At 30.2% G+C, this 14774-nt stretch carries 16 protein-coding genes and 2 pseudogenes; 15 read left to right on the top strand and 3 right to left on the bottom strand.

Annotation, left to right across the window (positions count from 1 at the left end; all coding sequences use genetic code 11):
• Window positions 1–16: 16 nt before the first annotated feature.
• Window positions 17–802: a hypothetical protein gene (locus MG292_RS09205; protein ID WP_264533022.1), complete on the top strand. Its 786-nt coding sequence runs from the start codon at window positions 17–19 to the stop codon at window positions 800–802.
• Here MG292_RS09205 and MG292_RS09210 read toward each other — a convergent pair.
• Window positions 799–1506: pseudogene (locus MG292_RS09210) on the bottom strand (YifB family Mg chelatase-like AAA ATPase); the annotation flags it as partial. The gene MG292_RS09205 and the pseudogene MG292_RS09210 sit on opposite strands and share 4 nt — an antisense overlap.
• A gap of 142 nt (window positions 1507–1648) precedes the next feature.
• Between MG292_RS09210 and MG292_RS09215 the strand changes: the two are divergent.
• From MG292_RS09215 to MG292_RS09265, 11 genes are all read left to right on the top strand, one after another.
• Complete coding sequence (locus MG292_RS09215; RefSeq protein WP_264533021.1) at window positions 1649–1822, top strand: plasmid mobilization protein; 174 nt, start codon at window positions 1649–1651, stop codon at window positions 1820–1822.
• A gap of 91 nt (window positions 1823–1913) precedes the next feature.
• Window positions 1914–2414, top strand: coding sequence for a hypothetical protein (locus MG292_RS09220; RefSeq protein ID WP_264533020.1), 501 nt, complete (start codon window positions 1914–1916; stop codon window positions 2412–2414).
• A gap of 4 nt (window positions 2415–2418) precedes the next feature.
• Entirely contained in the window at window positions 2419–2673 is a 255-nt protein-coding gene (locus MG292_RS09225; protein ID WP_264533019.1) for a hypothetical protein, read from the top strand.
• The gene (locus tag MG292_RS09230) at window positions 2657–2863 is read left to right on the top strand and encodes a hypothetical protein (RefSeq protein WP_264533018.1); all 207 of its coding nucleotides are present in this window, start codon (window positions 2657–2659) and stop codon (window positions 2861–2863) included. Before MG292_RS09225 ends, MG292_RS09230 begins: the two co-directional genes overlap by 17 nt.
• A gap of 11 nt (window positions 2864–2874) precedes the next feature.
• Window positions 2875–3192 carry a hypothetical protein gene (locus tag MG292_RS09235; protein WP_264533017.1) on the top strand — a complete coding sequence of 106 codons (318 nt, stop codon included), beginning with the start codon at window positions 2875–2877 and terminating at the stop codon, window positions 3190–3192.
• A 48-nt stretch (window positions 3193–3240) separates the two neighbouring features.
• Complete coding sequence (locus MG292_RS09240; protein ID WP_264533016.1) at window positions 3241–3714, top strand: hypothetical protein; 474 nt, start codon at window positions 3241–3243, stop codon at window positions 3712–3714.
• 2 nt (window positions 3715–3716) lie between these two features.
• Window positions 3717–3986 (top strand): hypothetical protein, encoded by a 270-nt coding sequence (locus MG292_RS09245; RefSeq protein WP_264533015.1) that lies wholly within the window; start codon window positions 3717–3719, stop codon window positions 3984–3986.
• A gap of 15 nt (window positions 3987–4001) precedes the next feature.
• Window positions 4002–4271: a hypothetical protein gene (locus MG292_RS09250; RefSeq protein WP_264533014.1), complete on the top strand. Its 270-nt coding sequence runs from the start codon at window positions 4002–4004 to the stop codon at window positions 4269–4271.
• A gap of 49 nt (window positions 4272–4320) precedes the next feature.
• On the top strand, window positions 4321–4731 hold the full coding sequence (locus tag MG292_RS09255; protein ID WP_264533013.1) for a helix-turn-helix domain-containing protein: 411 nt from the start codon (window positions 4321–4323) through the stop codon (window positions 4729–4731).
• Window positions 4721–5272 (top strand): hypothetical protein, encoded by a 552-nt coding sequence (locus MG292_RS09260; RefSeq protein WP_264533012.1) that lies wholly within the window; start codon window positions 4721–4723, stop codon window positions 5270–5272. The genes MG292_RS09255 and MG292_RS09260 overlap by 11 nt, the downstream gene beginning before the upstream one ends.
• 147 nt (window positions 5273–5419) lie before the next feature.
• Window positions 5420–6049 (top strand): tyrosine-type recombinase/integrase, encoded by a 630-nt coding sequence (locus MG292_RS09265; protein ID WP_264533011.1) that lies wholly within the window; start codon window positions 5420–5422, stop codon window positions 6047–6049.
• Between the two features lie 139 nt (window positions 6050–6188).
• On the opposite strand, the gene MG292_RS09270 is transcribed toward MG292_RS09265, so the two are convergent.
• Both MG292_RS09270 and MG292_RS09275 read right to left on the bottom strand, forming a co-directional pair.
• Window positions 6189–7727: a recombinase family protein gene (locus MG292_RS09270; RefSeq protein ID WP_264533010.1), complete on the bottom strand. Its 1539-nt coding sequence runs from the start codon at window positions 7725–7727 to the stop codon at window positions 6189–6191.
• Between the two features lie 48 nt (window positions 7728–7775).
• A pseudogene (locus tag MG292_RS09275) lies at window positions 7776–8615 on the bottom strand (YifB family Mg chelatase-like AAA ATPase); the annotation flags it as partial.
• Between the two features lie 180 nt (window positions 8616–8795).
• Between MG292_RS09275 and MG292_RS09280 the strand changes: the two are divergent.
• The 3 genes from MG292_RS09280 to MG292_RS09290 all read left to right on the top strand — a co-directional run bounded on the left by MG292_RS09280 (window position 8796) and on the right by MG292_RS09290 (window position 14723).
• Window positions 8796–11783 carry an amidohydrolase family protein gene (locus tag MG292_RS09280; protein WP_264533009.1) on the top strand — a complete coding sequence of 996 codons (2988 nt, stop codon included), beginning with the start codon at window positions 8796–8798 and terminating at the stop codon, window positions 11781–11783.
• Between the two features lie 39 nt (window positions 11784–11822).
• Complete coding sequence (locus MG292_RS09285) at window positions 11823–13124, top strand: amidohydrolase family protein (RefSeq protein WP_264533008.1); 1302 nt, start codon at window positions 11823–11825, stop codon at window positions 13122–13124.
• A gap of 273 nt (window positions 13125–13397) precedes the next feature.
• Window positions 13398–14723 carry an ammonium transporter gene (locus MG292_RS09290; RefSeq protein ID WP_264533007.1) on the top strand — a complete coding sequence of 442 codons (1326 nt, stop codon included), beginning with the start codon at window positions 13398–13400 and terminating at the stop codon, window positions 14721–14723.
• Window positions 14724–14774 lie beyond the last annotated feature (51 nt).

The following is a 14774-nucleotide window of genomic DNA, read 5'->3' on the forward strand; positions in this document are numbered from 1 at the left end:
ATGAATTAATTAAAGAATGGAAACAATCAATCAAAAAATTGCACACTTACAAGCAAATGGGTACGAATTGAAATTTGAAGAGGTATTCAATAAAGCATTCGAAAACTATAAAAAAATAGCACTTTATGCAGGTTTAGCTATTTTGGTTTTTGGTTTTCTTTTCATTTTTCTTGCGGCTATTGGAGTAGTTAGTTTTGTAGGCGCGGAGCATTTAAATGAAAATGTGATAAAACAACTTGAAGCTAAAATGCTAAAACAAGAATACCTTGATTACCAATTTATAGCTGTATTAGCTATCAATAGTCTTTTTAGTCCAATTAGTGCGGGCTTTTTAAAAATGGCTGAATCTGCTGATAAAGATGTGGAATTTAAAATGCGTCAATTTTTCTCTTTTTACAAATGGACGTATTTCAAAGAATTATTTGTTGCTACTTTTATCATTACTCTTTTGAGTACTGGCATCGATAGTGCATTAACTTTCTACAAAATTCCTGTATTAGGAGGAATTATTTCTTTTGCAATCGGAATAGTTACTGTTTTGAGTACGCCACTAATTATTTTTGGCAAACAAAAAGCGATTGCAGCTATAAAAGCAAGTATCAGTTTAACTAGCTCACAATTTCTAACGCTATTTCTACTTTTATTCGTTGCTTTTTTAGGTTCTTTAGTCGGTTTGATTGGTTTTTGTATCGGTGTTCTTTTTACTATACCTTTCAATATGTCAATGCAATACGCTATCTATGATACAGTTATTGGTATCGAAAATGAAGAAATTGTTGTTCCCGAATCAGAAGAAAACTAACCCAACCAACCGTCTCTGTCTAAACTTCGGTATTGTATCGCTTCGGCAATATGATGGGATGCTACTTTTTCAGCAGCTTCTAAATCGGCAATTGTTCGTGCTACTTTCAAAATTCGGTCATACGCTCGAGCGGAAAGATTCAATCGTTCCATTGCGTTTTTCAGTAATTCTTTAGAAGGTTCATCCAATGCACAAAATTCTCTAATCTGTTTGGTACTCATTTGAGCATTGTAATGAATGGTTGGTATCAATTCAAAACGAGACGACTGGATTTCGCGAGCATTAGTTACTCTTTTCCGAATATCGACACTACTTTCTGCTTTTCTATCGTCTGATAATTTATCAAATGGAACGGGTGTTACTTCAATATGAATGTCAATTCGGTCTAATAATGGTCCGGATATTTTATTCATATACCGTTGCATTTCGTGGGGAGAAGAAGTTTGAGGAGCATCCGGATCATTGAAAAAACCACTCGGACTCGGGTTCATACTCGCTACCAACATAAACGAAGATGGATAGGTAACCGTGAATTTAGCTCGTGAAATAGTCACTTCTCTATCTTCTAAAGGTTGTCGCATTACTTCGAGTACATCGCGCTTAAACTCTGGCAATTCATCCAAGAAAAGAATCCCATTATGTGCCATCGAAATCTCTCCAGGCTGTGGATAACTCCCCCCGCCGACGAGAGCCACGTTTGATAAATGTTATAATGTGGCGGATAAATTTATAATACTTATTAACAGAATAATTCTTTTAAAATCAACGATTTAAGCATAATTAAGCTACTATATTGTTAATAAACTACTTAAACAGTTATACCGAAATTCTCTCTTTATCTAAACGATGTTTAACATAACAGTAGTAAAAATGGAAGTAAAAAACAAACGCAAGGTAAAAGAAAAATTAATCGCTTTCAGATTAGCTGAAGCCGAATTAAAGCAATTAAAAGATTATGCGAGTAAAACTAAATTGAACGTTAGTCAGTTCATAAGACTGATGACTATTGGACAAGCGTAAATAAATGGTTTTAGTACTATTAGTATTAGTTTTCTTAATTCAAGAGCTAATAGAAATTAATAATAAAAAAAATAACAAATAAATAGAAAATATGAAAAATCAAGTAGAAGTAAGTTTCAATCAAACAGCTTATGAGATTGACGCACAAGCATTAAAAGACAATTTGAATAAGTTGATTAAATCTTTAGATTATATAGAATTAATAACGTCTAAACGAGAGCTATTAACTCTTGAACAAGTTGAACAAGTTATCATATCTAAAACAGGATTTAAGAATATTTTAATGTCTGCTACACTTCTTGGAGTTGAAACAGAGTATGCTTACTTACAACGCAATTTAGACGCTATTAGATTAGATGTTATTGAATTTAAGGATAACATACCAACTTTAAAAGATAGTGCTTTAGAAGAGCTCAAATCAATTCATACAACCTATTTAAAAGATGAATTAGTAAAAGACTATAATATTCTAAATGAAGCTTGTACAATTCTTAACAAACTGTCAAATCCAAGTTTCACAGATTGCTTAAATAGGAATTATCTCGGTCAGTGGAGCGTGAATATTTTAAAATTGAATAACTCAAATTTTTAATAGAATGGATAAGTACACACATAAAGCAGTGAACAAGACTTATATCTCAAGTGAGGAAATAAAAAGTAGGTTGGAGAAAATGAAACAATTAGATATAGAAGCTAAAGAGCCTGAATTTAATTTGATTATAATTCAAACTCCAAATGGCAATTTAAAAATAAAAACCAAGCTCACTAAAGAGCAATGGTTGGAGAAATATAAAAGTCAAGCCAAGAAAAAAGATATTGTGAAATTTAATTTAGATGAAAATGTTTTTTAAGAATAAAAAAAAGAAACCTCAACAAATGCAGGTTAGATTTACTCCAACACAGAGGATTGAAATAGCCAAGAAGTTAAAAATTGCAAGGTTCAATAGATTGACTACTGCACTACTAAAAGAAAAAGGAGTTTCCGCAGATGAAAAAGCAAGGTTGATAGTTCAGATTAAAAAGAAATTACAAATTAAATAAAAAAAATATAGATGAACATTTCAGAATATAACGCGGTGAACGGAAATAGCTATTACATAGATGTTAATAGTCCAGGAACGGAACCTGGAATAAAGGACATTGTTATTAGCTCACAGGATGCTACTAAAAGGAGTTGTTTGATTAGTTTCACTTTTACTAATAAACTTGGAGAAGAGGTTAAGACTTCTAGATACGTGCCATTTGGAGCCAAACAATTCGCTAAAGGTTGGTTTAGCTATAACACTAATACAACTGCTTGTTTAGTTTTTATTGAATCGCTCTTAAACGCTCAAACTGCTTACGAGCAGGCTAATAATGTGACTTGGTAAAAAATATAATAAAATAATAATAACAATAAATTAATAAAAAAAAATACAATGACAGCACTAGTAAATCAAATGATAGTATCTCACATAAAGAGTTCTTTAAAACCAAATGACAAATTTTTTACAGCTCTTCAGTTCAGAAGCCTATTAGAAGAGTTGACAGCAACAGAGTTGAAACAAGTAATATCACAACTTGAAAATAAATTAGATACAATTCACTTCTCACAATCACAAATCATTATAGACAGAGAGCAATTAATTGCACTCTATGACAGTATTTTTCTGAATGATAGTGAAAGGTACTTCACTTTCAATATATGCCTTCACGGAGCTTCTATTGATGTTAGAGAGGTTAGAATTGCAAGTAAAAAGAAATTCCAATTGAAGCAGGAAAAAACTGCTGAAAGTGTGAGAAGGTTCTACCGTTATGAGATGATTGAAGAGATTGAATCTATTTCTTTTTTCAATAGATTAAAGTACTTATTTAATCCAAACAGCTTGAGTAAAAAATTAAAAAATAAATAAAAATGGAACTACAAATAAATAATATAACTGATTTAGAGCAATTAGTAATTAAAGACAAGATAACACCATTACAAGCTGAAAAAATATTAATTAAGTCGTTAAATCTTTTAGCTGTTGATTTCGGTATTAAGACAGTGACGAAAGAACGTATTTTAAATACAATTGATGTATTGAAAAATAGTTTAGAAAATAACGAAGTACCTCTATTTAGTTTAAGTCAAATTAGAGATGAAGCAATTCAGGAATATAGTATTAAAAATGTTTTTAAATAATTAAAATAAAATAAAATGGCATTCAAACAAGGTAATAATTTCGGTAGTAAAAGTAAAAGAGGTAAAGCTAAAATCAATAAAGAGTTAAAAGACTTTTTAGAAGTTTTAACATTTGAAGCATTAGAACAAATAGAGATAGATAAGCTGACTAATAGTGAGAAACTTAAGTTTATTAATTACTCTTTACCGTATCTTTTAAATAGATTACAAGCGGTTGATTTAAACAGTGATACAGAGAATAATTTATTTAAGCCTGTTGTGATTAATATGGCTGATTGGAAATAACAAGTAATAATAACACAGAATAACGTAGAACGATATAAAACTGATATTTATGCCTTTTAGTTTGAAAGATTTAGAGCAACTATCACAATATAAAAATCATACTATTAAATTTGATGGTTACGATTATTGGTGGTATAGTAAGATAGATAATAAATGGTCATTACATTGTATTAAACCATTTAAGAGCTATCAACAAGGTTTAGAATATATTAAATATTGGTTGGTTAAATATGCTCAAGAAGTAATTAATAACGAAGCTATATTTGAAAGAATTACTGACAACGTCATAAAAGACGTTAATATATATGAAATAGCTAATAGTAATCTTAAGCCTTTAAATAAAGTAATTAAGATATTAGAAATTAGACCTAATCTTAATCAAACAGAAATAAGCGAATATCTAAATATAACTAAAATGGCTGTTTCTAAACATTTTAAAAAGCTGAAATATGTCAGATAAAAACAGAGGTGGCTTTAATTTAGATTATAGTGATGGATTTAATATTGAAGCTGAAAATTTCATTAAATACAAGTCAATCTTACAGCGTTTACTAACCGCTTCTAATATAGAATTAGTTACAAGAGGAATGATGGATAAAGAGTGTGGAATTGATGCGATAGCTAAAATAGAAAGTCAACATTACTTTATTGGTTTAAGATTTAGGAAAACTAAAAGAGATTTTAATTCTATAACACTTTCACGTCATATAAACGATTCAGCAAGTGAAGTAAAGAAGTTTTTAAGGAATAGATTAAGACCTGACTTTTTTATTCAAATAACAGAATTAATAAATCATATTAGAATTACTGAAGTGAATATTGATGCGTTTAATTTATTTTTAGAAAAAGCTTTTAAGGATGGTATTTTAGAGAAGTATTATAATAAAAAACTATTAGCTTATGAGTTTCCTTTAAATGATTTAGATAGCAATAAAAATAAAGTAATAGGCAATTATGGAATAAGGAATTATTTAATAGAAAAAGACAAACTGTTTACTTAATATACATTTTATAAATAGTTTAAAAATATTAAATAGTTTATTTTCAATAAGTTAACTTAATTTAGCTAATATTTTATATAAAAGTGTTTACATTTTATTATTATTATGTAAACATTTTTTTATATTTGTACTTTAAATTTATCTAATATGAAAACTAAACCACTACCTATTCAAGAAGTAAAAGATTTTTATACAAACGAATTTTATTCAGTATTAGAAAGTAATATAGGATACAAGTATGAGAGATTAACAGAATGCTTATTATTCACACTACAAGCTAAAACAGGATTAAGAATAAGTGATATTTTAGAATTAAAATATAGTAATCTAATTGATAAAGGTTTAGAAACTTATTTGGAATTAGTACTAAAGAAAACTAAAAATACATTAACATTACCAATAGACAGAATAATGTTAAAGATGTTACAAGACTATAAAGAATATTGTAATTTAGTTTTTAATGTGGCTACTTCAGGAAATTCAAGTCAAGAAAGAATTTTTTATAATTACAAGTCTAATAATGGAAAGATTTTCTCTTATATGTGGTGTAATAAGAGAATTAACAAATTAAATAATTCAGGTGTATTAGGTAAAGTTTATGATAATGTAGGAACACACTCAATAAGAAAAGGATTAGCTGAATATCTATATACTAAAAAAGGATTAAGAACTACTCAATATTTATTAGGTCATAAAAGTATGTTAACCACTGAAATTTATTTAGAATTAGATAAGGAACAACATTTAAAAGATATTAAAGAAGCATTAAGCATATAGGTGTTTTTTATTTATTTTTTAAAAAGGTTTACAAATTAATTTTTAAAAGTAAACTTTTTTACTTCTTAAGTATTGATTTTATTGACTTTTTAATTTCTATTATATAAAATTATTTCAATATTTAAACTAAAATACTTTATCACTTCTTATAAAAGTATCTATTATTAATTAAATATTCATTAGGAACGTCAATAATGTTTAGGTTTACACTTCCATATTCTATTAATTCATTATTTGACACATAACTTTCAATAAACTTATACATCTTATCAAACACATAAGTAAATAAAACCTTATCATTGAATGAAGTTATGTAGGAAATACAATATACATTATATGTATAATTAAACTCTATTCTTATATTGCTTATAATATTCTTGTAAGTAGTTTTATTTTCAGAGTTTAAAATGAACTTAATTTTAGATTGTATTTCTTCCTCTAATAGATTAATTGATTGTAATTTAATTTTAGCATCATTTTTACTTATAATTCCATCAGCTATAAAATCTAATAAATTACTTCTTTTATTTTCCAATTCAATTAATTTGTCTTTTAAAGTATTAATTTCTAAAACGTCGTTATCGGTTTCTTTAATCAAATAAGAAGCGTTATCTATTATGTATTGATATTGTTTTTCATTTATGAAGTAATCAGTCAAACTTTCTAAAAAAGGAATATTAATACCTCTGTTATTACAATTAAGATGCTTATAACGTTTAGAACTACATATATAAGCGTTATCACGTTTATTTACTCTTGTTCTTCCGTAGTAGTTTCTTCCGCATTTAGAACACGTTAAAAAGCCTTTTAGTTTATAATTATGCGTTACTTTTTTTCCACTGTTATTTCTATTCCTTACTAGATTATCGTTTACCAACTGCCAATAATCAGCAGATACAATTTCAGGAACTTTATAATCAATACCTTGAAAAACTCTAATACCTTTATAGATAGGATTTTTAATGATATGAAGTACAGTTGTACCGCTCCAACGTATCTCTTTTTTATTAATTGTTTTTAATTGTTTTAAGACATTATTTCTATTAGTAGTAGTTAGTGTTCCATTTAGCTTATTATAAGCTGTTAATACGCCTCTATTCGTTAATATTTCAGCAATGGAATTAGTGCCTTTACCACTTAAAGACAAACTAAAAATTTCTTTTATTATTTCAGCCTCTTCAGTATTAATTTGAAATTTATTATTAACGTCTTTATTATATCCGTACGGTGGTAATGCGTGTACCTTTCCGTTTTCAGCATTAATTTGAATAGCGTTAACTATTTTCTCTTTAGTCAAATCTACAAACATACCATTAACAATACTTAATATGTTCATTAAGCCTTCAGTTTGCACATCTACATCTAAAAGCGTATTGAAAATATGAACGCTTATATTGAATTTTTTAAATTTAGTAAACAGGAATAACTTAACCTCAATACTTCTTTCTAAACGTGATTGGTCATATATCCAAACGTCTGTTATTATTTTACTTTCAATGTCTTTTAATAACTGAATTAATGACGGCCTATTGCTTGTAGTACCGCTGAAACCTTTATCGGTATATATCTTATATTCTTTACCTATTGAATTAGCGTACTCGATTCCTTTTTTAGTTTGAGCATCAATAGAAATCTGTTTCTTTCTGTCTTTAGATATACGGCAATATATAGCTATCATAATTATACTTTTAGAGCTACAAATATAAATAAACACATTATATCAACAAACATTTGAGATCGTATGGTGCGGACTACGAAATGGACGCTGATTCATCAACCCCACTTCTTTTAATTTTCCTGCAACGCTATGAATTTTAGTAGTTTCTAAAGCTTCACGCAAAGTCATGGGAGGCAAAATACTTGGTAATCGTTTGGCTAACATGGTCTTTCCAGCTCCAGGTGGACCAATCAAAATAATATTATGCCCACCGGCTGCGGCGATTTCCATACAACGCTTAATGCTTTCCTGACCTTTGACATCCGAAAAATCAAACTCTGGAAAATCTAAAGTTTTATAAAATTCGGCTCTAGTATCAATTGTAGTGGGTTCTATAGTTCCTTTGCCTTCAAAAAAATCAATTACTTCTTGGAGATTTTCCACACCATACACGTCTAAGTCAGAGACAATAGCGGCTTCTTTTACATTTTGCTTGGGCAAAAAGAATCCTTTAAATCCTTCTTCCTTGGCTTTTATTGCTATAGGCAGGGCACCTCGAATAGGCTGTAAACTTCCATCAAGAGACAATTCGCCCATAATTATGTACCGCTCAATTTCATCTCCTTTAATTTGAGAGGAGGCGATTAGAATCCCAATAGCTAAAGTCAAATCATAAGCCGAACCTTCTTTTCGTAAATCAGCGGGAGCCATATTAATAGTAATTTTTTTTCCTGGTAAAGCATAGCCATTATTCTTCAACGCAGCGGCAATTCGATAACTACTTTCTTTAATGGCATTATCAGGTAAACCTACTAAATGATAACCTATTCCTTTGTCTATATTTACTTCAACTGTAATCGTAGTCGCTTCAACTCCAAAAACAGCACTTCCAAAAACTTTAGTCAGCATATTTTTTATTCTTTTTTTAAAAATAACTAAAAAGCTGATATGTTTTGTAAAATTTGTAGTTTATATTTTAAAATTTACTTATAATTTAAAATTTTTAAGATGAGACAAATGTTAAAATTTAGAGTATAGAGAAATGAAAATTAAATTTTTATACATTTAAAAAAATTTTAAACCTAAATTATGAAAAAAGTACTGCTATTTGTTTTTGCAATGTTACTAACTACAAGGGTACAATCGCAAAATTACTTTCCTAATAATGAAAGTGTTCAAAGTAAAAATGAAAATTATACCGCATTTATCAATGCAAAAATCTATGTTACACCCACTCAAATAATCAATAAAGGAACACTTTTAATTCAGAAGGGTAAAGTAATTAGTGCTGGTACAACAATTCCTATTCCTAAAAACACAATTGTGGTTAATTTGGACGGTAAAACAATTTATCCTTCATTTATAGATTTATACACCAGTTTTGGTATTGAAAAACCAAAAAGCACTTCTCCAATGTCAAGAGGCCAATTGTATGATACAAAACGAGCAGGGTATTATTGGAATGAAAATATTCGTTCTGAAGTGAATGCTTTTGAGAATTACAAATACGACACATCAAAAGCCGAAGAATTTCTAAAATCTGGATTTGGTGTTGTAGGTACACACGTTCAAGATGGTATCGCAAGAGGTACAGGAACTTTAATAGCTTTAAACAATTTTGACAATAGCAAACGTCTATTAGCTAATAAAATTACCAATCATTTTGGATTTACACGAAGTGCATTAACTACACAATCATATCCAAGTTCATTGATGGGAATGATGGCACTAATTCGTCAAATGTATTTTGATATGGATTGGTACAAAAAAGGAAATTCAGAAACCAAAGACATTTCTCTTGAAGCTTTAATTGAAAATCAAAATTTAGTTCAGTTATTTGCCTCTGAAGACAAATTAAATAGTTTACGTGCTTCAAAAATTGCAAAAGAATTTGGCATCAACTATATTCTAAAAGGAAGCGGAAATGAATTCGAACGAATAGACGAAATTAAAAAAACGAATGCTAAATTTATCATTCCTATCAACTTCCCTGAAGCTTATGATGTATCTGATCCAATTCAGGCCAATCAAATGGAATTGAAAGATCTTCGTTTTTGGAATCAAGCACCTACTAACCCAAAAGTATTAGCTGAAAACGGAATCGTATTTGCTTTAACCACTGATAATTTAAAAAAGTTAGAAAATTTCAGAACCAATTTATTGAAAGCGGTTCAATATGGTTTTGATGCAACAAAAGCTTTAGAAGCATTGACAACAATTCCTGCTTCAATTATTGGTAAAAACAATGAAATTGGAACATTAAGCAATGGTAGCTACGCCAATTTTATCATTACTTCTGGTGATTATTTTGACAAAAAAACGGTTATCTATGAAAACTGGGTACAAGGAAATCGCTTTGTGGTCAATGATATGACTATAAAAGACATTCGCGGCAACTATGATTTAGTCATTAATAATGAAACTTTTAAATGGAAGATTAGTGGCGAAATGACGAGTCCAAAGTCAGAGATTACAACTGCTGATAATAAAAAATTAAATTCCAAAATCACAATTGCAAATCAATGGTTGACTACTATTATTAAACCATCCGATTCATTAAAAACTAATTTTACTAGACTTAGTACTTATTTAGGATCAACACCTATTTTAGGAGGAAAAGCGATTGTTAAAGATGGAAAAGAAGTGAGCTGGATAGCAACTAAAACATCCGAATTCAAAGCCGATCCAGAAGATAAAAAAGAAGAAAAATTAAATCCAGTTCAACCTGTCACTTTCCCGAATGTAGCTTTTGGTAACGAACAAAAATTAGTAACTCAAAATTTATTGTTTAAAAATGCTACTATCTGGACTAATGAAAAGGAAGGCATTTTAGAAAATACCGATGTATTAATTAAAGAAGGAAAAATAGCGGCTATTGGAAAAAATCTTTCTGACCCAAAAGCAACAGTTATTGATGCTAAAGGCAAACATCTTACTAGTGGTATTATTGATGAACATTCGCATATTGCTATTTCTAGAGGAGTTAACGAAGGAGGACACAATTCAAGTGCAGAGGTAACTATACAAGATGTAGTCAATTCAGAAGATCCTAATATTTATAGAGATTTAGCAGGAGGAGTAACAATTTCTCAATTGTTACACGGTTCAGCAAACCCTATCGGGGGACGTTCGGCTATCGTAAAATGGAAATGGGGGCTTTCGCCAGAAGAGATGTTATACAAAAACCAACCAAAATTCATCAAATTTGCTTTGGGAGAAAATGTAAAACAATCGAATTGGGGCAATATCAACCCTATCCGATTCCCTCAAACTAGAATGGGTGTCGAACAAGTTTTTACCGATTACTTCCAACGCGCAAAAGAATACGATTTGGCTTGGAAAAACTACAACAGTTCTAAAAAAGGAAAAACACCAAGAGTAGACCTAGAATTACAAACTTTGGCTGAAATATTGAATAAAGAACGTTTTATCACGTGTCACTCTTATGTACAATCTGAAATTTTAATGCTAATGAATGTAGCCGAAAAATTTAATTTTAGAGTCAACACTTTTACCCATATTTTAGAAGGATACAAAGTAGCTGATAAAATGAAAGAACACGGTGTAGGTGCGTCTACATTTTCGGATTGGTGGGCATATAAATTCGAAGTAAATGACGCTATCCCATTCAATGGACCTATTATGCATAATAAAGGTATTGTTGTAGCGTATAATTCAGACGATGCCGAAATGTCAAGACGATTGAATCAAGAAGCTGCTAAAGCGGTAAAATATGGTGATGTCTCTGAAGAAGAAGCTTGGAAATTTGTCACATTAAATCCAGCTAAACTATTGCATATCGATGACAAAGTAGGAAGTATCAAAATTGGTAAGGATGCCGATGTCGTACTTTGGAATACCAATCCTTTATCTATTTATGCTAAAGCTGAAAAAACAATTATTGAAGGTGTAGTTTACTTTGATTCACAAAGAGATGAAGAACAACGAAAAGCGATTGCCAAAGAAAGAAGTGTATTAATTGGTCAATTATTAGAAGAAAAAAACAAAGGAATGATTACACAAGAACCTAAGAAAGCAGAACGAACAGAATACCATTGTGACACAATGGAATACTAATTTAGGTTCATTTATTCATTTAAATTAATTATTACAATTATGATACATAAAAAAATAGTTTACTTAACAATAGCCCTAGCCCTATCATTGGTGAGTACAGCACAACAAACTCCAGCACCAAAACAACAAAAATCCGTATTGATTATAAATGCGAAAGCACACATTGGAAACGGAACCGTTTTAGACAATAGTGCTATTGGTTTTAAAAACGGAAAAATTGATTTGGTATCTAATGATAAAAATATTGCCGTTTCAAACTACGAAACCGTAATTGATGCCAAAGGCAAGGAAGTCTATCCTGGATTTATTGCGCCTAACTCAACTCTTGGATTAGTCGAAATAGATGCTGTAAAATCGTCTGACGACGAATCTGAAATAGGAACCTATAATCCACATGTTAGAAGTTTGATTGCTTATACAGCTGATTCAAAAGTTATTGAAACGGTAAGACCTAACGGAATTTTAATGGCACAAATTACTCCTAGAGGTGGAATAATTTCTGGAACTTCATCAATTGTACAATTAGATGCTTGGCATTGGAGTGATGCTGTTATAAAAGAAAATGATGGAATTCATATGGAATTTCCTTCTAGTTTTAAACGAAGTGGCTCTTGGTTTGAACCTGGCACTATTGAAGCTAATAAAGAATATACAAACCAAATTCAAGAAATAAATACTTTTTTTACTAATGCAAAAGCATACAATACTACTCCCGCTAAAGAGCGAAATTTAATTTTTGAAGCTACTAAAGGACTATTTAATGGTGAACAAACTTTATTTATTCATGCTGGCGAAGAAAAACAAATGATAGATGCAATTCAACTAGCTAAAAACAATGGAATTGAAAAAATTGTAATTGTTGGCGGCTATGAAGCTCATAAAATTGGAAATTATCTTAAAAACAATCACATAGGAGTTTTACTAAAACGAGTTCATGAAATGCCTGAAAATGATGATGACGACATTGACTTGCCTTTTAAACTAGCAAAATTACTTACAGATCAAGGAGTCTTAGTTGGATTAGAAAATAGCGGTTCACACGAAAGAATGGGAACAAGAAACCTACCCTTTCTTGCTGGCACTTGCGTGGCTTATGGATTAGGAAAGGAACAAGCTTTACAATTGATTACTTCAAATACTGCTAAAATACTAGGTATTGACACTTTTTGCGGAACATTAGAAGTTGGGAAAGATGCTACCTTATTTATTTCAGAAGGAGATGCTTTGGATATGAGAACTAACAAACTCACCACTGCTTTCATTCAAGGGAGATCAATTAGTTTAGAAACACATCAAACAAAATTAAATGATCGTTATAAAACCAAATTCAACCAAAAATAATCTTCTTTAATTACTAATAAAAATTAAAAAAGGCCAATTACAATTAGTATTTGGCCTTTTTGATTTATAAAAACACTAAAAACTTCTTTATTTACTACTAAATTTGATAGCATTAGATTATCAAATTCAAAAAAACAATTTAAAATTAAATCAAACCCTAAAAAATTATAGGCATAATTTAATTATTTAACAAAAATACATATTTACCCCCTATTTTTTTATGGGTCAATGCGATATTTTTATACTTTTATCAAAAATTTAAAATTAAAAGTTATGCGTAAAATTGTTTTAAGTGTGATTCTAATCACTGTTTTGGGACTTACTTTTTTCTCAAATTATTTTGTTGTTGATTCAGCAAAACTAGGAGCTCATATTGTTGAATTAAAATTAGACACTGGAGATACAGCATGGATGATTGTTGCTGCTGCTTTAGTATTAATTATGACTCCAGGTTTAGGTTTCTTCTACGGAGGTATGGTAGGCAAAAAAAATGTAATTAGTACGATGTTACAAAGTTTCATGGCAATGGTCATAGTTACTGTTTTATGGGTAGTAATTGGATTTGGATTATGTTTTGGTCCTACAATAGGAGGATTTATTGGAGACCCATCAGCTAATATTCTTTTTCAAGGTGTTAGTGCTAATACAGCTTGGGAACTTGCACCAACTATACCATTACTTTTATTTGCTTTCTTTCAGGCTAAATTTGCTATCATCACACCTGCATTAATTACAGGAGCTTTTGCAGAACGTGTTCGTTTCTGGGCCTATTTATTATTTATGGTTTTATTTATACTAATTATATATGCTCCATTATGTCACATGACTTGGCATCCTGATGGATTTTTCTTCAAAGAAGGAGTTCTTGACTTTGCTGGAGGAACAGTTGTACACATGAGTGCAGGTTGGGCTGCTTTAGCTGGCGCTATCTTCTTAGGGAAAAGAAAAGTACAAAAAGTAAACCCAGCACGTATTACTTATGTGCTATTAGGAACAGGATTATTATGGTTTGGATGGTTTGGTTTTAATGCTGGTTCAGCTGTGGGTTCAAGTAGTTTAGCAGCACAAGCATTAGGTACAACAACGGTTGCAGCAGCAGCAGCAGCAATGGCATGGGTTTTCTTAGATAAAATTATGGGACATAAATTATCAGCTATGGGCGCTTGTATCGGAGCAGTTGTAGGGTTAGTTGCTATTACACCTGCCGCAGGTTTTGTTACAATACCTCACGCAGTAACTATTGGTATAATTGCAAGTATCATCAGTAATTTTATGGTGATGAAATTTCCTAAAGGAAAAATTGATGATGCATTAGATGTATTTGCTTGTCACGGTGTTGGTGGTATGGTGGGAATGTTGTTAACTGGTGTTTTTGCTTCAAAAGCGGTAAATCCAATTGTTGGTGACAACCAAGGTTTAATCTTTGGAGATGCTACCTTGTTCTTAATCCAATTAAAAGCACTTGTATTAGTATCTATTTTTGCTTTCTCTGCTTCTTATGCTTTATTCTTTATTGTAAACAAAATTACTCCACTAAGAGTTAGTGAAGACAAAGAAGAATTAGGATTAGATATTACTCAACACGGAGAATTTCTATAATAGTTACTCCACTTGATATTTTTTTTTAAACACCCTAAATTTAGGGTGTTT

Source organism: Flavobacterium keumense (assembly GCF_029866485.1).
GTDB classification, from domain to species: Bacteria; Bacteroidota; Bacteroidia; order Flavobacteriales; family Flavobacteriaceae; genus Flavobacterium; species Flavobacterium keumense.